The sequence below is a fragment of the Phyllobacterium myrsinacearum genome, assembly GCF_002980555.1.
Classification (GTDB): domain Bacteria; phylum Pseudomonadota; class Alphaproteobacteria; order Rhizobiales; family Rhizobiaceae; genus Phyllobacterium; species Phyllobacterium myrsinacearum.
The window spans coordinates 220,178-243,319 of sequence record NZ_PVBT01000006.1 but is presented as its reverse complement, the minus strand read 5'-3'; the positions used below and the strand labels follow the sequence as shown (position 1 = coordinate 243,319).

The window sequence follows — 23,142 nt, the reverse complement described above, 5'->3', positions numbered from 1 at the left end:
TTCCTAGTGGTACTGTTCAAAGTCGACGTCATATGCGTGACCGTTTTCAAAGCTGAACGTGATGCACCAAGGACCATTGATGTGAATGGTGTATCTGGTTGGGTTAAAACCTTTCAGGGAATGAAAATCAAACCCCGGAAGATTTAGCTGTTCGATCCCTGTTGCGACATTAAGGCGATCGAGCCGCACGAGAATCCGCTTGTGTAATCGCACATCAATTTTTGATCTGCCATCACGCCAGAGATCGGCAACCGCTTTATTCCTAAACGTCTTGATCATGTAAGCAGATTGCTTACAGTTTGCAATCCCGTCAATTCGACGTTCGTATTATTACCCCTTCCGTTCCGTATCCGCGCCCTGCCAATAGTCCATGGTTGCCGACTTGTCATAGCCTTCGCCGGTCAGGCGGACGCTGACGCGGCCGGTTTCCGGATAGACGATCACGTCATGCGGATTCTTCTCGCCGATGATGAGGAAGCGGCAGGGCTCGCTGCTGTGGTTGTAGAAGGAATGCCCGGCCTTCTGGCCTGCGGGAAAACAGACGTAATCGCCTGTCTTCACCAGATAGGTCTTGTCGCCGAGCTTCAGGGTCATCTCGCCCGCCACGATCAGCGCCTGTTCCTCTTCCAGCATATGATAATGGTTGAGGCTGGACTCCATGCCCGGCGCCAGCTCCTCCATCGCAACGCCGACATGGCTGGCGCCGCCGAAGGCAGAGAGATAGCGGAAGCGCGAGCCGTAACGGCTGCCTTCCGACCACTCCTGCCACGGCACGCTTTCCACGGCGAAGGGCTCTGAAATGCCGTCGGCATTCACGGCACTGGGTTTGTCGGTCATATCTCCTCCCTATCCGCGCCCGCCGACCCGCAGGCCCGCGACGCTGCGCTCCTCCAGCACATTGTGCCGGAACCGGTAAAGCGCAGCGGGCCGGCCGCGCGCCTGCGTCTGTTCGGCCCCGGTCGGCTCGACCAGTTCCGTGCCTTCCACCAGGCGGCGGAAATTCTGCTTGTGCAGGTGGCGGCCGGAAATGGCTTCGACGGTTTCCTGCAGGGCGGTGAGGGTGAAGGTCGGCGGCATCAGCTCGAAAACGACAGGCCGGTATTTCAGCTTGGCGCGCAGGCGCGAAATCGCCGTCGCCAGAATGCGGCGATGATCGAAGCTCATGGGCAGGCCGAGATGACCTGTGAGGGCAGGCGGATCGGCGCGCCCGTCGCGTACCGCCTCGGTGACGAGACCCGCCTCGTAGAGCAGTTCATAGCGTTCCAGCACCCGTTCCTCGTCCCAGGCGATGCCCTCGTCGCCGAAGGCCAGCCGGAACCGGCTCAGACGTGCGTGCGAGTTGCCCTGTTCGGCCCACTGGCACAGCGCCGGGCGAATGGTGTCGTCGATCATGGCGGGCTTGCCGCCGCGCCAGTCCTCCCATGGCAGGAACGAATACCAGCTGCGCCAGCGCGCGCCGGATTTGCGCAGGGTTTCGCGGTTGTCGTCGGTAATCCGGGTCAGCGCGAGATAGCCGACCGAGACGATGTGCAGGTCACGGTCCTCGGCCGTCTTGTGCCGCCCGCGGTCGCCGAATGTGTAGAGCTGTTCGACATAGCCGAGGCGCAGCGGCGTCTGCTCCGCCACCCATTCGCGCAGACCCGTCTCGAAGGTGCGGTGGGCCAGCGGATTGAATGGGCCGAACGGCAGTTCATCGCGCTGCGCATCGTCGCTGGCCGGTGTTGTCAGGATCAGCGGATCATTGTCGGCAACCGCGGCAATGGCGGCGCTCAGGTTGATCTCGACGGCGTTGGGTGCAGCGGTCGCCGTCATGGCTGGACCGCGAGCGGCAGGATGAACGGCGTGCCTTCGAATGCGTCCTCGCCGCGGCCAATGGCTTTGATCGCATCGACCATGCGTCCCTTGCGGCCAAGGATGTCGTCGCCAAGGGCAACCAGCCTGCTGTTGGGCGTGGCGGAAGGCGCGTTCCGGCGCAGGGTCTGCGCGAGCGAAACCTCGTCAAGTTCGGGATTGAGCGCCAGCGCGGTGATATAGGCCCCGGCTGTGGAGCGCGAGATACCGGCATAGCAGTGCACGAGCAGCGGCGCCTGCCGGTCCCAGTTGCGGCCGAAGGCGATCAGGCTGTGCACATGCTCGGCACCCGGCGGCGTCATGCCGTCAGCCGGTTCGATGATATCGTTGAAACCGAGAAACAGGTGGCGTCCCTCGGCGATTTCGGCGGGCCGTTCGACCGGGGTGCCCATGTTGATCAGGGTCACCATGTCCCGCGCGCCGGACCGCGTTGCCGTTTCGGCAAGCCGGGAAAGGGGAGTGACGATGATATGCGGCATGGCTGGCCTCTATGTCTTGCTGGCGCGATGTGATTCCAATACAGCAAAACGCTGCAAAAAGGCATTCTGCGCATTCTGGGTGGCCATGGCGGTCAAGTCGAGACAGTGCGGGTCGATTCCACGCGGACGCCCGAAGAAAAGCACCGCTTCCTTCTCGGCAAAACCGGCAAGCCGCGTCGCCTCGAAATAGGCGGCGATGGCATCGGCGCGCTTGATCAGGCCGCGCAGACTTTGCGATACGGTTGGCGGCAGGGCAAAGCGCAGGTGGATGGCCTGCTGCAGGCGCAATTCGACGCTCTTGTAATCGCCGCCCACCACCGCCTTGAACGGTGAAATCATGTCGCCGATGACATATTCCGGCGCATCGTGCAAAAGTGCTGCCAGCCGGTGCTCGGTGCTGGCCTCGGGAACGATCAGGCCGAAAATGTGTTCGACCAGCAGCGAATGCTGTGCCACCGAATAGGCGTGCGCCCCGATGGTCTGACCGTTCCAGCGCGCCACGCGCGACAACCCTTGCGCGATATCCTCGATTTCGATGTCGAGCGGCGAGGGGTCAAGCAGGTCAAGCCTGCGGCCCGACAGCATGCGCTGCCATGCCCGCGTTTCGTTGCTCTGTCTGGTTTTGGCTGCTGCCGGTTTCGGCATGGATTCTCCCGCTCAGGCCCCTTCGGTCGTCACGGGAAATGTAAAGCGGTGTTCGGGCGCAATGGCAAGGGTGAGAACCGCATCTCCTGACAGGATCGGCGTGCCCGCATCCATGGCGTCCTTCACACGGTCGATGCGCACCAGCGCCAGCCCGGCATTGCCCACGACGCTGCCAAGCGTGCCGAGCTCGCGCCCGTTCGCGCTGATGACCGTGCCAGGGTCCGGCAGGGCGGCATTGCCCGAAGCAATGAGAATGCGCCGGCGCGCCGTGCCGCGGTGCTGCATGCGCGAGACCACCTCCTGGCCGATGAAGCAGCCCTTTTTAAAGGACACGCCGGATATCTGGTCGAGATTGACATCATGCGGGAACGCATCGCCAAGCGCATAGTCGAACGGCGCTTCCGCCACGCCGTGGGCAATGCGCAGCGCCATCCATTGCGATTCATCCGCCGTCGGTGCCGTTTCCCCGCCATACTGGCGGCGGACATTCAAGGCAGCGGGAAAGCGGCGGTCCTGCACGCCTGAATCAGTGTCTGAAGCACCTGATTCATCGTGCCAGGAAACCCGGATAACCGATTCCGGCCGCTGGGTAATTTGCACCTTGGCGCGCAATTTATACAGTGTCAGCCTTTTCTGCAGATCGCTGGCCGAGGTTTGCAGCGTATCGAGGACCAGACCTTGCGGCGATCGCGACACCAGGAATTCAAACAGGATCTTGCCCTGCGGGCTCAGCAGCGCGCCGGGTTTGAGATCGCCTTCATTGAGGGTGTCGAGATCGGTGGTTATCAGGTTTTGCAGGAACTTTTCCGCATCGTCCCCGCTTATGTCGAGAACCGCTCTTCCGCTTAAGTTTGCCGATGGCATCATATCACCCTTGCCTTTGCTGTCCCCGTTACGTAAGCCGCAAGGGAAGGGTTCGCAAGGCAGGAATGGAAAGCAGATGGCTCAGACGTTCGATACGATTTTCAGAAGCGGAATGGTTGTCAATCAGGATGGCGCCGGATTGCGCGACATCGGCATCACCAATGGCCGCATTGCCGCCATCGGCAATCTCGGCAGTGCCTCCGCCGGTGAGATCATCGATGCGACCGGCCTGCACATTCTGCCCGGTGTTGTCGACAGCCAGGTGCATTTCCGCGAGCCCGGCCTCGAGCACAAGGAAGATCTGGAAAGCGGCTCGCGCTCGGCCGTGCTCGGCGGTGTCACCGCCGTCTTCGAAATGCCCAATACCAAACCTCTGACGACATCGGCGGCAACGCTGGAAGACAAGGTGCGGCGCGGCAATCACCGCATGCACTGCGACTTCGCCTTCTGGGTCGGCGGCACGCGTGACAACGCCAAAGATGTGGCCGAGCTGGAACGTCTGCCCGGCGCCGCTGGTATCAAGGTGTTCATGGGCTCGTCGACCGGCGATCTTCTGGTCGAGGATGATGAAGGCGTGGCTTCCATCCTGCGCAACACCCGCCGCCGCGCCGCCTTCCACTCCGAGGACGAGTTCCGCCTGCGCGAACGCGAGAGCTACCGCATTGCCGGTGATCCCGCCTCGCACCCGGTCTGGCGCGATGAAATCGCCGCGCTCCAGTGCACCGAGCGGCTTGTGCGCATCGCCCGTCAAACCGGCGCGCGCATCCATGTGCTGCATATTTCAACGGCGGAAGAAATCGATTTCCTCGCCGGGCACAAGGATGTGGCCAGCTGCGAGGCAACCCCGCACCATCTGACGCTGGATGCCAGCCAGTACGCCACGCTGGGAACCCTGTTGCAGATGAACCCGCCGGTGCGCGATGCGCGCCACCGCGATGGCGTGTGGAAGGGTATCGGCCAGGGCATTGTCGACGTGCTCGGCTCCGACCATGCCCCGCACACGCTGGAAGAAAAGGCAAAACCCTATCCGGCATCGCCCTCGGGCATGACCGGTGTGCAGACGCTGGTTCCCATCATGCTCGATCACGTCAATGCCGGGCGCCTGTCGATCGAGCGGTTCGTCGATCTAAGCTCGCATGGCCCCAACCGTCTGTTCGGCATGGCGCGCAAAGGCCGCATCGCCGTCGGTTATGACGCTGATCTGACCATTGTCGACATGAAGCGGCGCGAAACCATCACCAATGCGCAGGTCGGCTCGAAAGCCGGCTGGACGCCCTATGACGGCAAGATCGTCACAGGCTGGCCTGTCGGCACCATCGTGCGCGGCATCAGGGTGATGTGGGACGGCGAAATCGTCACGCCGTCGCAGGGCGAGCCGGTGCTGTTCGGCGAGGCGCTGGGTCAGGGCAGGTAGATTTGCGCCTTCATGAAGGTGACCGCCGATCCTGAAAGAAGCACGCGGTCGCCTTTGAGTTCGCACAGGAGATGCCCGCCGCGGCTGGAGCGCTGGAAGGCCGAGAGGTTCGTCTTGCCCAGCTTTTGCGCCCAGTAGGGCACCAGCGTTGCGTGAATGGAACCGGTGACCGGATCTTCCGGGATGCCGGCGAGCGGTGCAAAGTAGCGCGAGACGAAATCGTGCTCATCGCCCCTCGCTGTAATGACAAGGCTCAACGGATCAAGTTTCAGGATTGCAGGCAGGTCGGGAACGAAGTCCACAACCGCCCGCTCATCAGCAAGTTCGACGAACATGTTTTCAAAATTGCGGAACGCCTTGACCTCGCCCGGGCCGAAGATGGCCCTCAGGGGTACTGGAATTTCGCTCAGGATATCGGGCGGAAAGTTCGGAAAATCAAGCCGGTAGCCGTCATTGCTGCGATCGACGCGCAAGGTGCCGACCTGCGTCTCGAACACCAGCTGGCCGTCAATGCCCATCTCATGCGCAAGCACGTGCGAAGTCGCCAGCGTGGCATGGCCGCAGAACGGCGCCTCGTGCACCGGGGTGAACCAGCGCAGGTCCCATCCCCCGCCGTTGGGCCGCACGAATGCCGTCTCCGCCAGATTGTTCTCGGCGGCAATGTTCTGCATTATTGCCTCGGGCAGCCAGTCGTCCAGCACCAGAACGGCCGCCGGATTGCCGCGGAAAAGTGCGCTGGTGAAGGCATCGACCTGATACATCGTAAGTTCTGGCATGGGATGATTCCGTGGGGTGAGAGGTGCACCCATCGTGAGCGCAGCTTTCCGGCGGGTCAATGCGCTTGTGCAAAGATAGCGTCATCCAGGCAGAAACACCCTACGAAGGGTGCATAGACACCGCGTAATGGCCGTGTTTTCATTCGGTATGGGTTGTTTCATGCGGTTCAATCGCGGGGGCCGGAGCCGCGGTTTTCCCGCATCAACTGATTGCACGCGCGCGATCTAGCCATTATGTCTCCCGGACCATTCATTGCGAGCCGGTGCTTCTGCCCGTCGAGATAGGAAACCAGAGATGTTCAACCGCCGTGATACGCTCCTGATGTCCGTTGCCGCCGCCATTTCCATGGTTGTCCCGGCGATGGCTGCCGGGGAAGCGGTACCGGAACCCGTTGGCACGGTGGACGTGGCAAAGCTCATGCAGCCGGGGACGCTTGACGACATGATCCTCGGCAATGCCGACGCGCCGGTGACCATTGTCGAATATGCATCCATGGCCTGTTCGCATTGCGCCGACTTTACCGCGCAAACGCTGCCTGCGATCAAGCAGAAATACATCAGCACCGGCAAGGCGAAACTCATCTTTCGCGAAATGCCGCTGGAGCCGCGCTCCACGGGCATTTTCATGCTGGCGCGCTGCGTGACGAAGGAGCGCTATTATCCCTTCATCGAAACGCTGTTCGGGCATCAGCGGCAGTGGATCGAGACCAAGGATATCCTGGGTTACCTGCAGCAGACGTCGAAACTGGCGGGGCTCTCGGAGCAGGAGTTCAAATCCTGCCTGGCCGACCAGGCACTCCTCAACAAGGTGAACGCCGTGCGCGAGCGCGCGCTCAAGGAGTTTGGCGTCACCGGTACGCCGACATTCTTCGTCAACGGCAAGAAATATGTCGGCGCGCTTTCGGTGGCCCAGATGTCGGCGATCATCGACAGCGAATTGAAAACCGCGCGATAGGGCGCGCGCCTCGCCACTGCCGGATCAATTGGCGATGGCGATATGGCTCAGCTTCTCCGGATTGCGGACGATGTAGATCGCCTTGATCTTTCCGTCCTCGATTGCGAGGGCGGTGGTCTGGATCAGGCCGTCGGCTTCGCGGGTGACATAGCCGGGAAGGCCATCGATCAGTCCCTGACGCAGCAGCGGCGGTTTGTGGTATTCCGCCCGGCGCGAAATGCCGGCAAAGAAGCGCGACACCTTGGCGAGCGTATAGACAGGATTGATCGCCGAGGGCCGGATGCCGCCGCCATCGGTATAGAGCGTGACATCGTCGGCGAGCAGCGCCTGCAGGGCCTGCATGTCGCCGCTGCGCGAGGCGTTGAAAAAGGCCGTCGCGATATCCTTGCCATGGGCGTCGGACACGGGAAAACGCGGTTTTGCCTGCTGCACATGGGTGCGGGCGCGGCTGGCAAGCTGGCGGCAGGTTGCCGGATCGCGGCCGATGGCCTCCGCTACCTGATTGAAGTCCTGGCCGAAAACATCATGCAGCAGGAAGGCCGCGCGTTCGAGCGGCGACAGCCGTTCCAGCGCCATCATCAGGGTGAGGGTGATATCACCGTCGGTTTCCTCCTCGCCCGGATCGAAGATCGGCTCGGGCAGCCAGCTTCCCACATAGGTTTCCCGCCGCACGCGCGCCGATTTCAGGTGATCGAGGCAAAGCCGCGAAATGGTGCGCACGAGGAAGGCTTCCGCGCTGCGCACCTGCGACCGGTCGGCCTGGTGCCAGCGGATAAAGCCTTCCTGCACGATATCTTCCGCCTCCGCGACCGAGCCGAGCATGCGATAGGCAAGGCGGATCAGCCGGGGCCGGAGGCGGTTGAATGTTTCCGTCGCGTCAGGCTGCACGGGCTTTGTCGACCGGATGGACGGAGCGGAAGCCGATGGAAATCCGGTTCCAGGCGTTGATGGTCACGATCAGCATGGTCAGTTTGACGATCTCCTCTTCGGTGAACTGCGCCTTGAGCGGCTCAAAGTCGCGGTCGTCCGCATGGGTTTGCGCAACCAGCGTCAGGGCTTCGGTCCAGCCGAGCGCGGCGCGCTCGCGGTCGCTATAAAGCGGCGATTCCCGCCAGGCATCAAGCAGCACCAGCCGCTGCACCGTCTCGCCATGCTTGATCGCATCCTTCGAATGCATGTCGAGGCAGTAGGCACAGCCATTGATCTGCGAGGCGCGCATCTTGACCAGCTCGATCAGGCTGTGTTCGAGGCCGCTTTTGACAACGGCGTCCTCCATGTCAAGCATTGGCTTCATGATGGCGTAGCTATAGGGAATCAATCGGGCTTTCATCGGTCATCTCCTTGTGTGGCATTGCGTTGCCTGCACACAAGACGAGATGGAAAGGCCGGATGTGACATGCCGCTCAAAACTTTTTCGCATTGTTTTTCAGCCGCGCGGCAATTCCTTGAGATCGATGAGCATCGATGCCTCCTATATATGCATGGCGATGAATTCCCTGAGTTTGGGATCGCGGATCGATAAGAAGTCAAACAGACCCAGTGCCACCAGCGCGGGCAGTGCATCAATGATGTCCTGTTCGGTCAGTTCACGCTCCTCGGCGGATACGCCGGGCTTCAGCCAGAGCCGGGCATTGATGAGGAAGGCGCCGACCGTCCCCTTGCGCACGGCGACGTCGTTGACCTCCACCTGGCTGATATTGTCGGGCAAAATATCCTGGGCACGCATTGTCATCTCCTTGATAAAAACCGTGTGAGCAAACTAGCCGCGGTGTGTTGGCGCTGCTATCGTATCCATGCCAATGAATACGGTGTTGAGGCCAAAATGAGCTATTTCATCACGCCCGAACAAGCCATGTCGTCCGAAGGCCCGATCATCATCGCGGGCAGGCAGGAGAGGAGTGTTCCGCGGTTTGTTCCCGTCCACGCCCATGCACGCGGACAGCTGCTCGGGGCGAGCACCGGTCTGTTGACGATTGGAACGGAAGCGGGGCAATGGGTCGTTCCCGCCATCCACGCGGTGTGGATACCGCCGCATCACAAACATTCGCTGCAATCGCACGGGGCCTATTTCGGCTGGAGTGTCTATGTGGCGGAGCCGGAATGCGCGATGCTGCCCGCCATTCCCTGCACCCTGCGCAGCTCCGGCCTGCTGCGCGAGGCGGTCAGCCGGGCGGCCGGCTGGAGGGGCGGGGTACTCGATCAGGGAAAGGAGCGGATTGCGCGCGTCATTCTCGATGAGATCGCCAGCCTGCCGCATGAGGATCTCGGGCTGCCGATGCCGGCGGATGTGCGCCTGGTGCGCATCGCCCATGCCTTGACCGGCAATCTGCTCGACGAACGAAAGGCCGAGGATTGGGCTGATTGGGCGGGTATTCCCGCGCGGACGATGACGCGCAAATTCGTGGTTGAAACGGGTTTCACCTTTACCGAATGGCGCCAGCGCGCCCGGCTGATGCGGGCACTGGAACTGCTGGCAGCGGGGCAGGCGGTCACCACGGTGGCGCTTGATGTCGGCTACAACAATATCAGCGCCTTCATTGCCATGTTCCGGCGCGTGTTCGGGGTCACGCCCACGCGCTATTTCGCCAATGGCAGTCTCTAGTCGCCGTTGACGAAGAAGCGCCAGCGGCCCTTCGGCGTGATGCCGAGGCGGTAGAACACATAGGTGCCGAACTGCTTCATCTCGTCATAATCACCGGCGGTGACGATCTGGAACAGTTCCACGCGCTGCTTGGCATCGAGCTTGTCGAGCGGATAGGCGAAGAAATACGGCCAGACGTAGAGTTCGTCAGGCGTTCCGGCGTCGAGATGGACATAGCCTGAATTGAGAATATCGATGGCAATGGCGAGAATTTCCTGCCCATCCGTATCGCCGGCAAGGCTCTTCAGATAGGCAATCGGGTCGCCGTCCGTATCGGCAAGCGACAGCATCGTCATGTCATCGCCCGAGCCGATGAGCGGGCGCAGGGATTCCAGCGAACCGGTCTTGGCAGCGGCAATGATAAGCTCGCGCATCTTCTGCACCGGGAAGGGCAGTTTTGTTACATCGTATTCCACGTGCGGCGGCGGCGAGCCTTCCGGCACATTCGGCAGGGCCGGATTGCTGCGCGGCGCGCCGGCTGCGTCGTTTTCCTTGGCGGCGGGTGCCTCGGGCGCCTTCTTTTCCTGCGCTGCGGCAGGGGCGGCGGGCTTTTCCGGTGGCGTGGCGGGTTTGGGTTCGGACGCGGCAGGCGGAGCGGCCGGAGCCGTGCCCGCCGGTGCCTTCTCGTCCGGCTTTGCCGGGGCCGTTTCAGCAGCCTTCGGCAGTTCTTCCTTCTTGATTTCGCTGAGCGCCAGCTGCACGGGCCTGTCCAGTGCAGCGGCATAGGCAGGAACAGCGCAGGCACAAAGGACTGCCGCTAGAAAACCTGTTCTGGCGATCACGGAAGCGGAAGCGAGCTTGTCGAGCATGCAGGATCACCCGGTCGTTGAATTATTGCAAAACGCGATTCGAAGAGAATTCACCTGCAGAAATACGTTCGCGCAGCACTTCGAGCAAGGCCAGTGCGGACACTTCGCCGTTATCCCTGATCAACTCGGTCAGTGCGGTCGCAAATGCAGCCTCGGCCATGATTTCGGGCTCGATACCTTCAAGAGTGCCATCTGCCCAGACTTCATTCTGATATTCGATCGCAACCAGCTTTTTTTCTTCTGCAACCAACTTATCGAGGTCTGCCGATGTCATGTTCATGATTATACCATCCTTGGCCGAAGCCAATTCTTAAACTGCCGCTAAACAATACCATACGTTTTGCCTAAAATGCGGTCCTTTGGCTTCAACAGTTAAAGCCTGGTTAATTTCCATAGCCCGATATGATCTCCGAAGAAAGCCTTTCTCCTTCGGTCTGGTAGCGGTCAATCGCCGCAATCGCCTGGCTCGTGCACGCGGTGTAGGTCTCGGTAAACGTGCGGTAGCCGCGGTTGAAACTGGCCACCAGCCGCGCCCGGCGGGCGGGGTCCGGATTTTCCGCCGCCAGCAGCGAATCCATCCGGTCGCGCCACTGGCTGCTTTTCTCGCCGCAGATATTGCGCAGCGAATGAATGGAGCCGAGAATTTCCGCCAGCCGGATCAGCTTGGTCTCGTAGAGCGGGTCCACCGCAAGGGCAGGGCCCGTGCTGACGATCGCCAACAGAAATGCTGATATCAATGCTCTGCGGCGCACGTACGAACCCTATGGCGGTGGAATCCCCTGATGACGGTTGTGGCCGGAAAGCAAGGCGTCTTCAAGGCGCAATGCGGCAATACCCTCAATTTTTGAAGCCTTGCGCCAGGGTCCGGGCCATGTCGAGGACGCTGGCGGTGACATCAAAGCTCGCCATTTCCTCGACTTTCAGCCAGTGGACCGCCGCCGCATCATCGGCAGCAACAGCCTCGCCCTCAGGATCATGCGCCAGGAAAACCGCGAGGTGATAGGGCCGGGGGGCGGGAAATTCCGGCGTCGAATAATCGAAGACAACCGTGTCGAGATAGGACACTTCTGACGCGCGGAGGCCGGTTTCTTCGAACAGCTCGCGGATTGCGGCGGTATCAGGCGCTTCGCCCTCTTCGCGCCGCCCGCCCGGAAAGGCCAGCCAGCCCTTGGCGGGTTCGCGCCCGCGCTCCACCAGGAGGAACGCCTTGTTGCGGATACAGACGGCTGAAACGCCGTCAACATCGGGGGAAAGCGGAATCTGTGCCATGCGTTAGGGGTATGTCGCGGTGGGAGCTTTGACAAGAGCGTGGTTCCACATCTTGCAAACTCCACCTTGACCCGGCATCGAAAAACCGGATGATCGCCACTCCAATTCAAATAGGCTCTCATTGCATGTGCGGACGTTTTGCCCTCCTCGGAACCCCGGAAGAGATCGAAGCCCTGATGGGGCTGATGGATGTCGAGGCCTTTCCGGCCCGCTACAACATCGCGCCGACACAGCCGGTGCTGATGATCGTTTCGGGTGAAACGCCGCCGCCCGGCAGCAACCGCCCGGACCGGCGCGCGCTTTTGGTGCGCTGGGGGTTCATTCCCGGCTGGGTCAAGGACACGGCCAATTATCCGCTGATGATCAATGCCCGTTCGGAAACGGCAATCGACAAGGCATCGTTCAGGACCGCCATGCGGCATCGCCGGGCGCTCATCCCCGCGTCGGGTTTTTACGAATGGCGCCGCGACGGCAAGAACAAGTCGCAGGCGTTCTGGATCCGCCCCAAGCATGGCGGCGTCATCGCCTTTGCCGGCCTGTATGAGCCATGGGCCAATGCGGAAGGTTCGGAAATGGACACCGGTGCGATCCTGACCACCAGCGCCAATGAAACGCTGCGCCCCATCCATGACCGCATGCCCGTCGTCATCGATCCCAAGGATTTCAGCCGCTGGCTCGACTGCAAGACCCAGGAGCCGCGCCACGTCGCCGATCTGCTGAAACCCGCCCAGGCTGACTTTTTCGAGGCGATACCGGTGTCCGACAAGGTCAACAAGGTTGCCAATATGGGGCCGGACATTCAGGAGCGGGTGAGCGAAGGGGCATTGGAGGCAAAAAAACCGCTGCGGCAGAAGCCGCCCGAGTCCGACGATCAGATGAAGCTGTTCTGACCGTCCATCCAAGCCTCCCATTCAGATTTCAGGATTTTCCCATGTTTTCCGCCGCTTTGTCCGGTTTCCTTCTCGGTGCCTCGCTGATCATCGCCATCGGCGCGCAGAATGCCTTCATTCTGCGCCAGGGGCTTTTGCAACAGCATGTGTTCATCCTGTGCCTGATCTGCGCGCTGTCCGATGCGCTGCTGATCACCGCCGGGGTTGCCGGTCTCGGCACACTGATTGCCCAGTCCCCCAAGCTGATCTCGGTTGTCACGCTTGGCGGCGCGGTGTTCCTGTTCTGGTATGCATCGGTGGCGTTTCGCCGGGCGCTCAAGCCGGAGGCCATGCAGGCGGCGCGCATGGGCGAGGGCGCGCTGAAGGCAGCCATTGCCACGGTTCTGGCGCTGACCTTCCTCAATCCGCATGTCTATCTGGATACGGTGGTTCTGCTGGGCGGCCTGTCGGCGCGCTTTGAAGGCGCCAACCGTGCGGCCTATGGCGCCGGAGCGGCGGTCGCCTCGTTCGTCTGGTTTTTTGGTCTCGGCTATGGCGCGAGACTGTTGCAGCCGGTTTTTGCAAGGCCGGCCGCATGGCGCGTGCTGGACGTCCTCATCGGCCTTGTGATGGCCGGGATCGCCCTCAGTCTGTTAGTCCGTTTCCTGCACGGTTGAAACGGTCAGAAGCGGCCGCTGGCGCGGCTTGGTCAAAACGGCGGCCTGAACGGCGGCCGGGCCAATCGCACGGTATTGTGCGGCCAGGTGATCGGCGAAAACGGTGTCGCGGGCTTTGGCCGCTACGGAAGTGTTGGTCATGTGTCCGGTCCTGTGTCGCGGGGACAATTCCCCTCTGTTCTGGGGTGCAGGAATCCCGGTCAATTCCGCCGGAAAAAAGGCACTTTCCGGGAGGATTTTGGGCTTTCCGGTTAATTTGAATTAACCAGTTCAAACCTGATAAATTTGCCACACCCGGCCGCTGGCAAGTTGCGCTTGACCTTGCGCCCCGGCTCAATCATAAATGCAATCATGAAAACGTCGTCCGTAACGATTATTACCTGTCGGATTATTATCAGCTAGCGCTTCGCTGGCCCCGGCCGTTTTCGTCTCAAAATTTGCTCCAAAGATGTGAAACGCACCGGTCGCCAGACCAGCGCCGTGATATGCGTTTTTACCGTTGCAACCCGAATTTGAGATCAAAGACATGCCGCAGACCCTGAGCCTCTACAACACGCTCACCCGCACGAAGGAAGACTTCGTGCCGATCGATCCGAAAAACGTGCGCATGTATGTCTGCGGTCCGACCGTCTATGACTATGCCCATATCGGCAATGCCCGCCCGGTGATCGTCTTCGACGTCCTGTTCCGGCTGCTGCGTCATCTGCATGGCGCGGCGCAGGTGACCTATGTGCGCAACATCACCGACGTGGATGACAAGATCAACGCCCGCGCGGCGCGTGATTATCCCGGCCTGCCGCTCAATGAGGCGATCCGGATCGTCACCGACAAGACCAATGCGCAGTTTCAGGCGGATGTGACGGCGCTGGGCAATCTCGAGCCGTCGGACCAGCCGCGCGCCACGGATTACACCCGGGAAATGGCGGCGATGATCGACCGGCTGGTCGAACGGGGCGTCGCCTATGTCGCCGATGGCCATGTGCTGTTTTCCCCCTCGGCGATGAATGCCCGCAAGGGCCCGCGCTATGGCCTGCTTGCCCGCCGTTCGGCCGATGACATGCTTGCCGGGGCCCGCGTCGATGTTGCGTCCTACAAGCGCGACGAGATGGATTTTGTCCTGTGGAAGCCGTCCAAGGCGGATGAACCCGGCTGGCCGTCGCCCGCGGGCATCGAAGGTCTTGGCCGCCCCGGCTGGCATATCGAGTGCTCCGCCATGGCGATGGCCAAGCTGCTCGAACCCTTCGGCGGCGGTCTCATGTGCGACGATCCGATGAAGAACATTTTCGATATCCATGCCGGCGGCATCGATCTGGTGTTCCCGCACCATGAGAACGAGATCGCCCAGTCGTGCTGCGCGCTGGGGACCGAGCGCATGGCCAATATCTGGATGCACAACGGTTTTCTGCAGGTCGAAGGCCAGAAGATGGCCAAGAGCGCCGGCAACTTCTTCACCATCAACGAGCTGTTGCAGACGACCATCTTCGGCGGGCGCAAATGGCCGGGCGCGGTGCTGCGCCTTGCCATGCTGATGACCAATTACCGCGAGCCGATCGACTTCACGGTCAGCCGGCTCGAGGAAGCGGAGAACATCCTGGTCAAGGCGCGCGAATATGTCGGCGATGCGCCTGTTGGCACGATCCCGGACGATGCGATCACCATCCTGTCGGACGATCTGGCGACACCGAGCCTGATCAACTGGCTGGCATCGATCCGCAAATCCGGTTCGGTCAGCCCGGAGGATTATCATGCGGCATTTGCCCTGCTGGGCGTGGATGTGGCGGGGCAGACCGCCGCCAGCCTGTCTGATGCTTTCAAGGCGGAGCTTCATGCCAAGATCAGCGAGCGGTTGTCGCTGCTGGCGGCGAAAAGCTTTGCCGAGGCGGACCGCATCCGCAATGAACTCCTGGAGCAGGGCATCCAGCTCAAGGACGGCAAGGACCCGCAGACCGGCGAGCGCGTGACAACCTGGGAGGTGAAGCGGTGACATTGGCGCTGTTTCACCCCCCTCTGGCTTGCCAGCCATCTCCCCCACAAGGGGGGAGATCAGCTTTCATTGCCGTATCCGCAAAACTTGAAATGTTGATCATTGAGCAAAAACTGCGATGCCGATGTGATCTCCCCCCTTGTGGGGGAGATGTCCGGCAGGACAGAGGGGGGTGAGCACCATGCCGTCGCATACACCCGTCGCCCCCAAAATGCGCAACAATGCCAGGGCAATGCGCCGGACTTTGACCGGCGCAGAACTGAAGCTGTGGAATGCGGTTCGCGCCCATCGGCTGATGGGGCTGGCCTTTAAGCGGCAAATGCCCATTGCCGGTTACATCGTTGATTTTGCCTGCCCTTCCCGCCGGGTGATTGTGGAACTCGATGGCTCGCAGCATGGTGAAGATGATCATCTGCTCTATGATCTGGGCCGAACCCGCCGGCTGGAAGCCGATGGCTGGGTCGTCCTGCGTTTCTGGAATGACGATGTTCTGCGGGATATCGAAGGCGTGTGCCAGCACATTGTCCGTGTTGCGCTGAAGGGGAGCCACAGCCATGAGTCTTGATAACAAGCCCGTCTATAGTGGCGGCTGTCAGTGCGGCGCGGTGCGGTTCCGCATCGAGGGCGCGCTGACGGATACCTCCATCTGTCACTGCCGTATGTGCCAGAAGGCCTTTGGCAATTTCTATGCGCCGCTGGTCTCCGCCAGGACGGCGCACCTGGAGTGGACGCGCGGCGCGCCAAAGCGCTTCCGTTCGTCCAATCATGTCCAGCGCGGCTTCTGCGCGGATTGCGGCACGCCCCTGACCTATGAGGCGCCGGATGGCGTCGCGCTGGCCATCGGCGCCTTCGACCATCCGGAGGAGCTGGCGCCGCTCGTGCAATGGGGCATCGAGGACAAGCTGCCCTATGTCGATGATCTCAGCCTGTTGCCGGGCCACAGATCCGATGGCGATCCGGAATCGATCGAATTCCTCAAGACAATGGTGTCCAACCAGCATCCCGATCATGATACGGATGCATGGCCGTTGGGAGTGGCGGGCAAGTGACAAAAGAACGCGTTTATCTCTTCGACACGACCTTGCGCGACGGGCAGCAGACGCCGGGCATCGATTTTTCGGTCGAGGACAAGAAGGTCATCGCCGGCATGCTCGATGAGTTTGGCCTCGATTATGTCGAGGGCGGCTATCCCGGCGCCAATCCGACCGACACGGCCTTCTTTGCGGAGAAGCGCACCAGCCACGCCAAGTTCGCCGCTTTCGGCATGACCAAGCGCGCCGGTGTCTCCGCATCCAACGATCCGGGGCTGGCGGCGCTGATCCGCTCCTCGGCCGATGTCGTCTGTTTTGTCGGCAAAAGCTGGGACTATCATGTCCGCGTCGCGCTTGGTTGCACCAATGAGGAGAACCTCGAATCCATCGATGCCTCCGTCCGGGCGGCGGTCGAGGCGGGCAAGGAGGCCATCGTCGATTGCGAGCATTTTTTCGACGGCTACAAGGCCAATCCGGATTATGCCATGGCCTGCGCCAAGACCGCCTATGACGCCGGCGCGCGCTGGGTGGTGCTGTGCGACACCAATGGCGGCACGCAGCCCGGTGAAATCAGCGCGATCGTCCGCGCCGTCACCAAAACCATCCCCGGCGATCATCTCGGCATCCATGCCCACAACGACACGGAGCAGGCGGTCGCCAATTCGCTTGCGGCCGTCGATGCGGGCGTGCGCCATATCCAGGGCACGCTCAACGGCATCGGCGAGCGCTGCGGCAATGCCAACCTGATCACGCTCATTCCGACGCTGGCGCTCAAGCCCGCCTGGTCGGACCGTTTTGAAACGGGCATCAGCGCTGAAAAGCTGAAGGGCCTGTCGCGCCTGTCGCGCAGTTTCGATGAACTGCTCAACCGTGCCCCCAATGCGCAAGGCGCCTTTGTCGGCGCTTCGGCTTTCGCCACCAAGGCAGGCATTCATGCCTCGGCGCTGATCAAGGAACCCGCCACCTACGAACATATACCGCCCGAGACGGTCGGGAACCGCCGCAAGGTGATGGTGTCGGATCAGGGCGGAAAGTCCAATTTCATCAATGAACTGGAACGGCGCGGCATTTCCGTTGCAAAAAACGATCCGCGCCTCGATACGCTGATCGCGCTGGTCAAGGAACACGAGGCGGAAGGTTATGCCTATGAGGGCGCCGATGCCAGCTTCGAGCTGCTGGCACGGCGGACGCTCGGCACGGTGCCGGAATTCTTCAAGGTCGAATCCTTCCGCTGCATGGTCGAACGCCGCTTCGATGCCAATGGCAACATCAAGACCGTTTCCGAAGCCGTGGTCCGTGTCGAGGTGGATGGCGAGCAGCGCATGTCCGTGGCGGAAGGGCATGGCCCGGTCAATGCGCTCGATCTGGCCCTGCGCAAGGATATGGGGCGCTATCAGCACGAGATCGACGATCTGGTGCTGGCGGATTTCAAGGTGCGTATCCTCAATGGCGGCACGGAAGCCATCACCCGGGTTCTGGTCGAATCGACGGATTCCAGCAATGTGCGCTGGTGGACGGTAGGGGTTTCCGACAATATCATCGATGCGTCGTTTCAGGCGCTGATGGACTCAATCGTCTATAAATTGATGAAAAATCGCGATCTGGCCGGTAAAATCGCTGCCGAATAGAGAGATTTATCGCATTTCTGGCTGGAATCGGCTGGAAAACATCAAGGTCCTTGATGCAATGATCAGCCGAATTCAATGGACGTTATGGGTCGATGGTCGTAGAGCATCGCCGCATGAGCGAACAGATCAATCAGAGCGGCCCTGGAGCTGGGGCAATGGCAGTTGAAGCAGGGCCGGGAATGTCGGACGGCAGGAAAGGCTTTATCTTTGCGCTTTCCGCCTATCTGCTGTGGGGCATCCTGCCGTTTTATCTGAAGGCCGTCGCCTACATGCCGGCGCTGGAAGTGGTGGCGCACCGCATCGTCTGGTCGGTTCCCATTGCCGGGGCTGTCCTGTGGTGGCTGGGCCGTTTTGATGACCTGAGAACCGCTTTGACGACACCGCGCATGCTGGCCATGGCGACATTGACGGCGACGCTGATCACCATCAACTGGGGCACCTATGTCTGGGCCATCGGGGCCAACCATGCGGTTGACACGGCGCTCGGCTATTACATCAATCCGCTGGTGAATGTCGTGCTCGGCAGTATTTTCCTGTCGGAAAAGCTGACGCGCCCGCAGATGGTGGCGGTCGGCCTTGCCGCCTGCGCGGTGTTGCTCCTGACCTATTCGTCCGGCGGCCTGCCATGGATTTCGCTGGTTCTTGCCTTCAGCTTCGGCTTCTACGGCTTCTTCCGCAAGACCTTGCCCATCGGCCCGACGCAAGGCTTCATGCTGGAAGTGCTGATCCTGTCCATTCCCTCGCTGGGCTTCATTGCCTGGACCGTAGCGCAGGGGACCAGCCATTTCGTCAATGGCGGCGGCCACGATATCGGCCTTCTGCTCTTTGCCGGTCCGGCCACGGCCATTCCGCTTATTCTCTACGCTTTTGGTGCAAAGCTCCTGCGCTACACCACCATCGGCCTGATGCAGTATCTCGCGCCGACCATCGTGTTCCTGTGCGCCATCTTCGTGTTCAAGGAGCCGTTCTCCAACAGCCAGTTCATTGCCTTCGCGCTGATCTGGGCGGCGCTGGCAATCTACACCTGGTCGATGCTGCACGAATCGCGCAAGGCGAAGGCTCTAACGCCCTGATCCGCCGATCCTGCGGACGATCAGGTAGACCATGGCCGAGATGATCACCGCGAGCAGCGCCACCACCCAGAAGCCGTGCGCGCTGTTGGCAAAGGGCAGGCCCGGCGTGTTCATGCCGAACAGCCCGGTGATGACATTGCTTGGCAACAGCACGGCGGTCATGACGGAAAGCACGTAGAGAAACCGGTTGGACTGGTCAGTCATCTTGGCCAGCAGTTCGTCCTGCAGCAGCCTCGCGCGCTGCTGCAGCTGCTCGCCTTCCGCATGCAGCGTTGCCGCGCGGATCGACAGGCCTTCGATCAGATCGTCGAGATCTTCCGGCAGGGCGCGCCGGTCCGCGTGGTCGATGTGGCGGAACAGGCTGGTTGCAGCCGTGAGATAGCGGTGAAACACCACGATCTGGCGGCGCACCGGCACCAGCCGCTCGCGCTCGCCCTGCCATTTTTCGCCGACGATGTGGTCCTCGATGGAATCGAGCGTTTCCGAAAGCCGGTTGATCTCGGCCTTGAGCAGATCGAGAAAGCGCCGGAAAATCGCATTGAACAGCGCGATCGGTGCGGCCGGCCTGATCTTGCCGCGATTGATGGACTGGCGCACGTCGTCCACCGATTGCAGCGGATGCCTGCGGCCGCTGATGAACAGGTTCTTGTCGAAGGCAAAGCGGAAATAGCCGAGTTCGCGCGGATCGCCATAGTGCTCGTGCTGCAGATCCGGCAGCTCGCCGAACAGCCAGCCGTCCTCGAAGCTGATCTGGCATTGATCGCCGGAGGACAGAAAGGCCTCGCGCACGCTCTCCGGCAGGCTCCTGTCCGCTTCGAGGCTGCGCCGGGCGCGCGCATCGGCCAGCGCATAGCTCTTCCAGGTCCATGCCTTGTCCGTCACGGCGGCAGGTTCGGACAGCAGCGCTCCATCGCTGCCGAACCGGTAGGATATGACGAAGTCGTCCTGGGGGAGAAGCTTGGCGTCGGGGGCAGGATCTAAGCTCAGCGTTTGAACCATGAAATCCCGCTCCTTCCGGCTACAGCCGTTCGATGATTGCTTCGTCGCCGTCCCGGTCGCCTCTTGCAGCTGCATTGAGGATCGCCGGAACGATATCTTCCGGGCGTTCTACCACAAGCGGATTGACCAAATGTGACGTATGCACGAAGCCTTCCGCCTTCATGTGATCGATGAGGGCAAGCATCGGATTCCAGAACCCGTTGATGTTGGCGAACACCATTGGCTTGCGGTGGCGCCCGAGCTGCGCCCAGGTCATGATCTCGACGATCTCCTCCACCGTGCCGATGCCGCCGGGCAGGGTGACGAAGGCGTCGGAGCGCTCGAACATCTTGTGCTTGCGCTCATGCATGTCTTCGGTGACGACCAGCTCCGACAATTGGCCGAGCGCATGCTCGGTCGCTTCCTTGTTCATCAGGAACTTTGGAATGATGCCGGTGACCTTGCCGCCCGCCGACATGACACCGTCGGCAACGGCGCCCATGATGCCTTTGGTGCCGCCGCCGTAAACCAGCTCAAGCCCGTTTTCGGCAATGGATTTGCCCAGCATCTTGCCGCTCTGTTTGTAAATCGGATCGCGGCCCGGAGACGAGCCGCAGTAAACGCAGATGGATCGAATCTTGCTCATTTGAAAAGTGGTGCCTTCTGTGCGGTGAAACGTCAAGCCGTTGCGGATGCGGCAAAAGTCTCGAATTGCGAATCTGGTAGAATAATCACAAAGAATGAGGCTGAATCTAAACGGTTTTCTTGTGGCGGAGCAGAAAAGGCGCTAGTGGAACGAATTTGACATTCGCGTTCCGTTTGACATCACCTGCAGCATGCGAATGTCAAATTCAAAGTTCCACTAGAATCATAGACTTGCTAGTGGTCCTTTGATTCTGACATTTGCTTATTTGGCTTGTATCAATGGGGGGCAAATGTCAGAATCGGACCACTAGAGCAAAAAGAACAAAAGGGTTGGGGTTCGATGGTCAAGAACAAGTTTGCACTATTGGGGTTTGGAGTTGTTGTCGCCGTGGGGCTGGCGGCTGCCTATCTGGGGTTTGTTCCGGGTAAGCCGACTTCCAATACACCGGCCGTAACGGCGAGCGGAAACGCACCGGAAAACGCATCGGCGCCAACCGCGCAAACGCCTGCAGCAAAACCGGCCGAACAGCCGCAAACTGCAGCTCCAGCCGCTCCAGCTGCGTCTTCGGCCAGCACAGTGGCACCCGCCGCCCAGCCTGCCGCGGGCACGGCGACGCCGCAGGTTGAGGCAGCCGAGGGCAAGCCCGGTGCTCCAGCCTTCGATGTGCTGCGCGTTGACCCCAAGGGGACAATCGTTCTGGCAGGCAAGGCCGCCAACAATGCCAAGGTGGACCTTCTGGCCCGCGGCGATATTCTTGGAACCACCAAGGCATCGCCCAATGGCGATTTCGTCATTGTTCTCGATGATCCGCTGAAGCCCGGCGACTATCAGCTGGTCCTGCGCTCGACCGCACCCGATGGCAGCGCCATGACATCGCTGGAAACGGCGATCGTCTCCATTCCCGAAACCAAATCGGGACAGGTCTTGGCGCTTGTCGAGCAATCCGGCCAGCCGAGCCGGCTGATCACCGTGCCGGAAGCACCAGCTGGTCAGGCGGCTTCGAACCAGCCCGCCGCAGCAGCGGCGCCGACCGGCGCCAAGCCGGTCAAGCAGCCAGCGGCCAAAGCCCGCATCGTCGTTGAAGCGGTGGAGATCGAAGGCAGCAAACTGTTCATCGCCGGAATTGCCGATGCCGGCTACATGGTCAAGGTCTATGCCAATGACAATCTGATCGGCTCGACCAAGACAGGTGCCGACGGCCACTTTCTCGTGCAGACAACCCGTGATCTGCCGGTGGGCGACTATATCATCCGTGCTGATATGGTCGAAAAGGACGGCGTGACCGTCATTGCCCGCGCTGCGGTGCCTTTCAAGCGCGAAGCGGGCCAGCGCGTGTCCGCCGTCGCACCATCGGCAACACCGGCCCCCGCGGCGGGAACACCGGATGCAGCGCCGCAGGCTTCCGCCGGGACAGCCCCGGCCGCCGGCAGCGAAACGGCGCCCGGCGCCGATACGGCCAAGCCGCTTCGCAATGTCGATGGTTCGGTCATCATCCGGCGCGGCGACAACCTGTGGACAATTTCGCGCCGGACCTACGGTGCGGGTGTGCGCTACACGACGATTTATCTGGCCAACAAGGAGCAGATCCAGAACCCGAACAGGATTTTCCCCGGCCAGGTCTTTGCCTTGCCGGACAAGGACAAGCCGGCGCCGCAATAGCGGGAGGATGGACGGGTGGCATTCGCGATCAAAGCCGAGATTCGCGATCCGCGGGCGGAACTATTCGCATTCGCCGCGCAGAAGACCATGTATGGCGGCAAGCATATCGCCGCCGGGGACACGGTCTTTCTCTTTGCCAGCGAGAACGAGGGCGGGCAGGGGCTTGTTGCCCGGGGTGCCGTCATCTCAGCCGAAGCCATCGCCAGGACGAGCGGCGTCATCAGGCAAACGCCGCGCGTCAGCGTGACGATCCGGCGCGATGCCCTTGCCGTGCGACCGCTGGGCAGGCGGGAACTCAAGCATCTTACCGACTGGAAGGATGGTGAACCCGGCACGGAACTCAACTTCAAGTTCTACCGCCAGGCAACCGACAAGATCGTCGGAATCTCGGATCGGACGGCGGCATTCCTCAACGGCTTTTTCTGATGCTTGAGCGCCGGATATGCTCCAGATCCGCGTCTGCATGGCATGGATGACCTGCTTTTACCCTTGCATTGGAAAATTATATCGTTTATCGCCGATGAACGATGAAATGCAGCAACCGATTTCAACAGGCGATGTCAGATGCGCAAACGGCGCGGATTCTAACCGCGCTTGCCCATCCCGCGCGCCTGCGCATCGTCCGGCAGCTGGCCGGGCTGAACGCATCCTGCTGCAAGGATATCGTCGCAACGCTTGATCTGGCGCAGTCGACCGTATCGCAGCATCTGAAAATACTGGTCGATGCAGGTCTGGTGAATTACCGCCAGTCCGGCCAGAGTTCCCATTACAGCATCAATCCGGACGCCTTTGCCGATGTCGCCGCCCTTGTCAGCGATATGGCCAATCTGTGCTGTCCGCCCGATACCATTGTGCCGGCAGCGCGGATAGCCGCTGCGGCCATCAAGGAATAGC

At 61.1% G+C, this 23,142-nt stretch carries 30 protein-coding genes; 13 read left to right on the top strand and 17 right to left on the bottom strand.

Features of this window, described 5'->3' with window-relative positions; all coding sequences use genetic code 11:
• Positions 1–3 precede the first annotated feature (3 nt).
• The 6 genes from C5750_RS19670 to ygfZ are packed head-to-tail and all read right to left on the bottom strand — an operon-like array spanning position 4 to position 3,839.
• Positions 4–279, bottom strand: a complete 276-nt coding sequence (locus C5750_RS19670) for a type II toxin-antitoxin system RelE/ParE family toxin (RefSeq protein WP_105735883.1) — start codon at positions 277–279, stop codon at positions 4–6.
• A 51-nt stretch (positions 280–330) separates the two neighbouring features.
• Positions 331–837, bottom strand: a complete 507-nt coding sequence (locus tag C5750_RS19665) for a cupin domain-containing protein (protein ID WP_105735881.1) — start codon at positions 835–837, stop codon at positions 331–333.
• A 9-nt stretch (positions 838–846) separates the two neighbouring features.
• Complete coding sequence (locus C5750_RS19660; RefSeq protein WP_105735879.1) at positions 847–1,812, bottom strand: NUDIX hydrolase; 966 nt, start codon at positions 1,810–1,812, stop codon at positions 847–849.
• Positions 1,809–2,330, bottom strand: coding sequence for a tyrosine phosphatase family protein (locus tag C5750_RS19655; RefSeq protein ID WP_105735877.1), 522 nt, complete (start codon positions 2,328–2,330; stop codon positions 1,809–1,811). Before C5750_RS19655 ends, C5750_RS19660 begins: the two co-directional genes overlap by 4 nt.
• Before the next feature lie 9 nt (positions 2,331–2,339).
• Complete coding sequence (locus C5750_RS19650; RefSeq protein WP_105735875.1) at positions 2,340–2,975, bottom strand: YfbR-like 5'-deoxynucleotidase; 636 nt, start codon at positions 2,973–2,975, stop codon at positions 2,340–2,342.
• Between the two features lie 12 nt (positions 2,976–2,987).
• Positions 2,988–3,839, bottom strand: coding sequence for a CAF17-like 4Fe-4S cluster assembly/insertion protein YgfZ (gene ygfZ / locus C5750_RS19645; protein WP_105736149.1), 852 nt, complete (start codon positions 3,837–3,839; stop codon positions 2,988–2,990).
• Positions 3,840–3,915: 76 nt separating this feature from the next.
• Here ygfZ and C5750_RS19640 point away from each other — a divergent pair, with 76 nt between their 5' ends.
• Positions 3,916–5,253: a dihydroorotase gene (locus C5750_RS19640; RefSeq protein WP_105735873.1), complete on the top strand. Its 1,338-nt coding sequence runs from the start codon at positions 3,916–3,918 to the stop codon at positions 5,251–5,253.
• Here C5750_RS19640 and C5750_RS19635 read toward each other — a convergent pair.
• On the bottom strand, positions 5,241–6,029 hold the full coding sequence (locus tag C5750_RS19635) for a PhzF family phenazine biosynthesis protein (protein ID WP_165403442.1): 789 nt from the start codon (positions 6,027–6,029) through the stop codon (positions 5,241–5,243). The genes C5750_RS19640 and C5750_RS19635 overlap by 13 nt on opposite strands.
• Before the next feature lie 295 nt (positions 6,030–6,324).
• On the opposite strand from C5750_RS19635, the gene C5750_RS19630 reads away from it, so the two are divergent.
• Entirely contained in the window at positions 6,325–6,984 is a 660-nt protein-coding gene (locus tag C5750_RS19630; protein ID WP_105735869.1) for a DsbA family protein, read from the top strand.
• Positions 6,985–7,008: 24 nt separating this feature from the next.
• On the opposite strand, the gene C5750_RS19625 is transcribed toward C5750_RS19630, so the two are convergent.
• The 3 genes from C5750_RS19625 to C5750_RS19615 all read right to left on the bottom strand — a co-directional run bounded on the left by C5750_RS19625 (position 7,009) and on the right by C5750_RS19615 (position 8,710).
• Positions 7,009–7,806: a sigma-70 family RNA polymerase sigma factor gene (locus tag C5750_RS19625; RefSeq protein WP_342588474.1), complete on the bottom strand. Its 798-nt coding sequence runs from the start codon at positions 7,804–7,806 to the stop codon at positions 7,009–7,011.
• A gap of 55 nt (positions 7,807–7,861) precedes the next feature.
• Positions 7,862–8,314 (bottom strand): carboxymuconolactone decarboxylase family protein, encoded by a 453-nt coding sequence (locus C5750_RS19620; protein WP_105735865.1) that lies wholly within the window; start codon positions 8,312–8,314, stop codon positions 7,862–7,864.
• A 141-nt stretch (positions 8,315–8,455) separates the two neighbouring features.
• Entirely contained in the window at positions 8,456–8,710 is a 255-nt protein-coding gene (locus tag C5750_RS19615; RefSeq protein WP_105735863.1) for a hypothetical protein, read from the bottom strand.
• Positions 8,711–8,806: 96 nt separating this feature from the next.
• Here C5750_RS19615 and C5750_RS19610 point away from each other — a divergent pair, with 96 nt between their 5' ends.
• On the top strand, positions 8,807–9,586 hold the full coding sequence (locus C5750_RS19610) for an AraC family transcriptional regulator (RefSeq protein WP_105735861.1): 780 nt from the start codon (positions 8,807–8,809) through the stop codon (positions 9,584–9,586).
• Here the strand turns inward: C5750_RS19610 and C5750_RS19605 are convergent.
• The 4 genes from C5750_RS19605 to C5750_RS19590 all read right to left on the bottom strand — a co-directional run bounded on the left by C5750_RS19605 (position 9,583) and on the right by C5750_RS19590 (position 11,703).
• On the bottom strand, positions 9,583–10,434 hold the full coding sequence (locus tag C5750_RS19605; protein ID WP_105735859.1) for a hypothetical protein: 852 nt from the start codon (positions 10,432–10,434) through the stop codon (positions 9,583–9,585). The genes C5750_RS19610 and C5750_RS19605 overlap by 4 nt on opposite strands.
• 22 nt (positions 10,435–10,456) lie before the next feature.
• Entirely contained in the window at positions 10,457–10,714 is a 258-nt protein-coding gene (locus C5750_RS19600) for a hypothetical protein (protein ID WP_105736147.1), read from the bottom strand.
• Between the two features lie 103 nt (positions 10,715–10,817).
• Complete coding sequence (locus tag C5750_RS19595) at positions 10,818–11,153, bottom strand: TIGR02301 family protein (protein ID WP_245421171.1); 336 nt, start codon at positions 11,151–11,153, stop codon at positions 10,818–10,820.
• A gap of 118 nt (positions 11,154–11,271) precedes the next feature.
• Complete coding sequence (locus C5750_RS19590) at positions 11,272–11,703, bottom strand: NUDIX hydrolase (RefSeq protein ID WP_105735855.1); 432 nt, start codon at positions 11,701–11,703, stop codon at positions 11,272–11,274.
• 125 nt (positions 11,704–11,828) lie between these two features.
• On the opposite strand from C5750_RS19590, the gene C5750_RS19585 reads away from it, so the two are divergent.
• Together C5750_RS19585 and C5750_RS19580 are read left to right on the top strand one after the other, a co-directional pair.
• Complete coding sequence (locus C5750_RS19585) at positions 11,829–12,593, top strand: SOS response-associated peptidase (protein ID WP_105735853.1); 765 nt, start codon at positions 11,829–11,831, stop codon at positions 12,591–12,593.
• 41 nt (positions 12,594–12,634) lie between these two features.
• A complete protein-coding gene (locus C5750_RS19580; RefSeq protein ID WP_105735851.1) occupies positions 12,635–13,249 on the top strand; it encodes a LysE/ArgO family amino acid transporter in 615 nt (204 codons plus the stop codon).
• On the opposite strand, the gene C5750_RS26630 is transcribed toward C5750_RS19580, so the two are convergent.
• On the bottom strand, positions 13,226–13,390 hold the full coding sequence (locus tag C5750_RS26630) for a hypothetical protein (protein WP_158531317.1): 165 nt from the start codon (positions 13,388–13,390) through the stop codon (positions 13,226–13,228). The two genes, C5750_RS19580 and C5750_RS26630, sit on opposite strands and share 24 nt — an antisense overlap.
• 385 nt (positions 13,391–13,775) lie before the next feature.
• Here C5750_RS26630 and cysS point away from each other — a divergent pair, with 385 nt between their 5' ends.
• The 5 genes from cysS to rarD all read left to right on the top strand — a co-directional run bounded on the left by cysS (position 13,776) and on the right by rarD (position 18,965).
• Positions 13,776–15,233, top strand: coding sequence for a cysteine--tRNA ligase (cysS, locus tag C5750_RS19575; RefSeq protein WP_105735849.1), 1,458 nt, complete (start codon positions 13,776–13,778; stop codon positions 15,231–15,233).
• A 181-nt stretch (positions 15,234–15,414) separates the two neighbouring features.
• Complete coding sequence (locus tag C5750_RS19565; protein ID WP_105735847.1) at positions 15,415–15,798, top strand: endonuclease domain-containing protein; 384 nt, start codon at positions 15,415–15,417, stop codon at positions 15,796–15,798.
• Positions 15,788–16,282 (top strand): GFA family protein, encoded by a 495-nt coding sequence (locus C5750_RS19560; protein ID WP_105735845.1) that lies wholly within the window; start codon positions 15,788–15,790, stop codon positions 16,280–16,282. The genes C5750_RS19565 and C5750_RS19560 overlap by 11 nt, the downstream gene beginning before the upstream one ends.
• Positions 16,279–17,892 carry a citramalate synthase gene (gene cimA, locus C5750_RS19555; RefSeq protein ID WP_105735843.1) on the top strand — a complete coding sequence of 538 codons (1,614 nt, stop codon included), beginning with the start codon at positions 16,279–16,281 and terminating at the stop codon, positions 17,890–17,892. Before C5750_RS19560 ends, cimA begins: the two co-directional genes overlap by 4 nt.
• 155 nt (positions 17,893–18,047) lie before the next feature.
• Entirely contained in the window at positions 18,048–18,965 is a 918-nt protein-coding gene (gene rarD, locus C5750_RS19550; RefSeq protein ID WP_105735841.1) for an EamA family transporter RarD, read from the top strand.
• Here the strand turns inward: rarD and C5750_RS19545 are convergent.
• Both C5750_RS19545 and C5750_RS19540 read right to left on the bottom strand, forming a co-directional pair.
• Positions 18,954–19,964, bottom strand: coding sequence for a CorA family divalent cation transporter (locus C5750_RS19545; RefSeq protein ID WP_158531318.1), 1,011 nt, complete (start codon positions 19,962–19,964; stop codon positions 18,954–18,956). The genes rarD and C5750_RS19545 overlap by 12 nt on opposite strands.
• 19 nt (positions 19,965–19,983) lie before the next feature.
• On the bottom strand, positions 19,984–20,589 hold the full coding sequence (locus tag C5750_RS19540) for an LOG family protein (RefSeq protein ID WP_105735837.1): 606 nt from the start codon (positions 20,587–20,589) through the stop codon (positions 19,984–19,986).
• Between the two features lie 339 nt (positions 20,590–20,928).
• Here C5750_RS19540 and C5750_RS19535 point away from each other — a divergent pair, with 339 nt between their 5' ends.
• From C5750_RS19535 to C5750_RS19525, 3 genes are all read left to right on the top strand, one after another.
• Positions 20,929–22,248, top strand: a complete 1,320-nt coding sequence (locus C5750_RS19535; RefSeq protein WP_105735835.1) for a LysM peptidoglycan-binding domain-containing protein — start codon at positions 20,929–20,931, stop codon at positions 22,246–22,248.
• A 15-nt stretch (positions 22,249–22,263) separates the two neighbouring features.
• Complete coding sequence (locus C5750_RS19530) at positions 22,264–22,674, top strand: hypothetical protein (protein WP_105735833.1); 411 nt, start codon at positions 22,264–22,266, stop codon at positions 22,672–22,674.
• Positions 22,675–22,805: 131 nt separating this feature from the next.
• Positions 22,806–23,141: an ArsR/SmtB family transcription factor gene (locus tag C5750_RS19525; protein WP_245421170.1), complete on the top strand. Its 336-nt coding sequence runs from the start codon at positions 22,806–22,808 to the stop codon at positions 23,139–23,141.
• Position 23,142: the final 1 nt, after the last annotated feature.

Bases quoted from the DNA above. Each gene is read 5' to 3' on its own strand.
- C5750_RS19670 (WP_105735883.1), bottom strand. From the start codon at position 279: ATGATCAAGACGTTTAGGAATAAAGCGGTTGCCGATCTCTGGCGTGAT.
- C5750_RS19665 (WP_105735881.1), bottom strand. From the start codon at position 837: ATGACCGACAAACCCAGTGCCGTGAATGCCGACGGCATTTCAGAGCCC.
- C5750_RS19660 (WP_105735879.1), bottom strand. From the start codon at position 1,812: ATGACGGCGACCGCTGCACCCAACGCCGTCGAGATCAACCTGAGCGCC.
- C5750_RS19655 (WP_105735877.1), bottom strand. From the start codon at position 2,330: ATGCCGCATATCATCGTCACTCCCCTTTCCCGGCTTGCCGAAACGGCA.
- C5750_RS19650 (WP_105735875.1), bottom strand. From the start codon at position 2,975: ATGCCGAAACCGGCAGCAGCCAAAACCAGACAGAGCAACGAAACGCGG.
- ygfZ (WP_105736149.1), bottom strand. From the start codon at position 3,839: ATGCCATCGGCAAACTTAAGCGGAAGAGCGGTTCTCGACATAAGCGGG.
- C5750_RS19640 (WP_105735873.1), top strand. From the start codon at position 3,916: ATGGCTCAGACGTTCGATACGATTTTCAGAAGCGGAATGGTTGTCAAT.
- C5750_RS19635 (WP_165403442.1), bottom strand. From the start codon at position 6,029: ATGCCAGAACTTACGATGTATCAGGTCGATGCCTTCACCAGCGCACTT.
- C5750_RS19630 (WP_105735869.1), top strand. From the start codon at position 6,325: ATGTTCAACCGCCGTGATACGCTCCTGATGTCCGTTGCCGCCGCCATT.
- C5750_RS19625 (WP_342588474.1), bottom strand. From the start codon at position 7,806: ATGCTCGGCTCGGTCGCGGAGGCGGAAGATATCGTGCAGGAAGGCTTT.
- C5750_RS19620 (WP_105735865.1), bottom strand. From the start codon at position 8,314: ATGAAAGCCCGATTGATTCCCTATAGCTACGCCATCATGAAGCCAATG.
- C5750_RS19615 (WP_105735863.1), bottom strand. From the start codon at position 8,710: ATGCGTGCCCAGGATATTTTGCCCGACAATATCAGCCAGGTGGAGGTC.
- C5750_RS19610 (WP_105735861.1), top strand. From the start codon at position 8,807: ATGAGCTATTTCATCACGCCCGAACAAGCCATGTCGTCCGAAGGCCCG.
- C5750_RS19605 (WP_105735859.1), bottom strand. From the start codon at position 10,434: ATGCTCGACAAGCTCGCTTCCGCTTCCGTGATCGCCAGAACAGGTTTT.
- C5750_RS19600 (WP_105736147.1), bottom strand. From the start codon at position 10,714: ATGAACATGACATCGGCAGACCTCGATAAGTTGGTTGCAGAAGAAAAA.
- C5750_RS19590 (WP_105735855.1), bottom strand. From the start codon at position 11,703: ATGGCACAGATTCCGCTTTCCCCCGATGTTGACGGCGTTTCAGCCGTC.
- C5750_RS19585 (WP_105735853.1), top strand. From the start codon at position 11,829: ATGTGCGGACGTTTTGCCCTCCTCGGAACCCCGGAAGAGATCGAAGCC.
- C5750_RS19580 (WP_105735851.1), top strand. From the start codon at position 12,635: ATGTTTTCCGCCGCTTTGTCCGGTTTCCTTCTCGGTGCCTCGCTGATC.
- C5750_RS26630 (WP_158531317.1), bottom strand. From the start codon at position 13,390: ATGACCAACACTTCCGTAGCGGCCAAAGCCCGCGACACCGTTTTCGCC.
- cysS (WP_105735849.1), top strand. From the start codon at position 13,776: ATGCCGCAGACCCTGAGCCTCTACAACACGCTCACCCGCACGAAGGAA.
- C5750_RS19565 (WP_105735847.1), top strand. From the start codon at position 15,415: ATGCCGTCGCATACACCCGTCGCCCCCAAAATGCGCAACAATGCCAGG.
- C5750_RS19560 (WP_105735845.1), top strand. From the start codon at position 15,788: ATGAGTCTTGATAACAAGCCCGTCTATAGTGGCGGCTGTCAGTGCGGC.
- rarD (WP_105735841.1), top strand. From the start codon at position 18,048: ATGGCAGTTGAAGCAGGGCCGGGAATGTCGGACGGCAGGAAAGGCTTT.
- C5750_RS19545 (WP_158531318.1), bottom strand. From the start codon at position 19,964: ATGGTTCAAACGCTGAGCTTAGATCCTGCCCCCGACGCCAAGCTTCTC.
- C5750_RS19540 (WP_105735837.1), bottom strand. From the start codon at position 20,589: ATGAGCAAGATTCGATCCATCTGCGTTTACTGCGGCTCGTCTCCGGGC.
- C5750_RS19535 (WP_105735835.1), top strand. From the start codon at position 20,929: ATGGTCAAGAACAAGTTTGCACTATTGGGGTTTGGAGTTGTTGTCGCC.
- C5750_RS19525 (WP_245421170.1), top strand. From the start codon at position 22,806: ATGTCAGATGCGCAAACGGCGCGGATTCTAACCGCGCTTGCCCATCCC.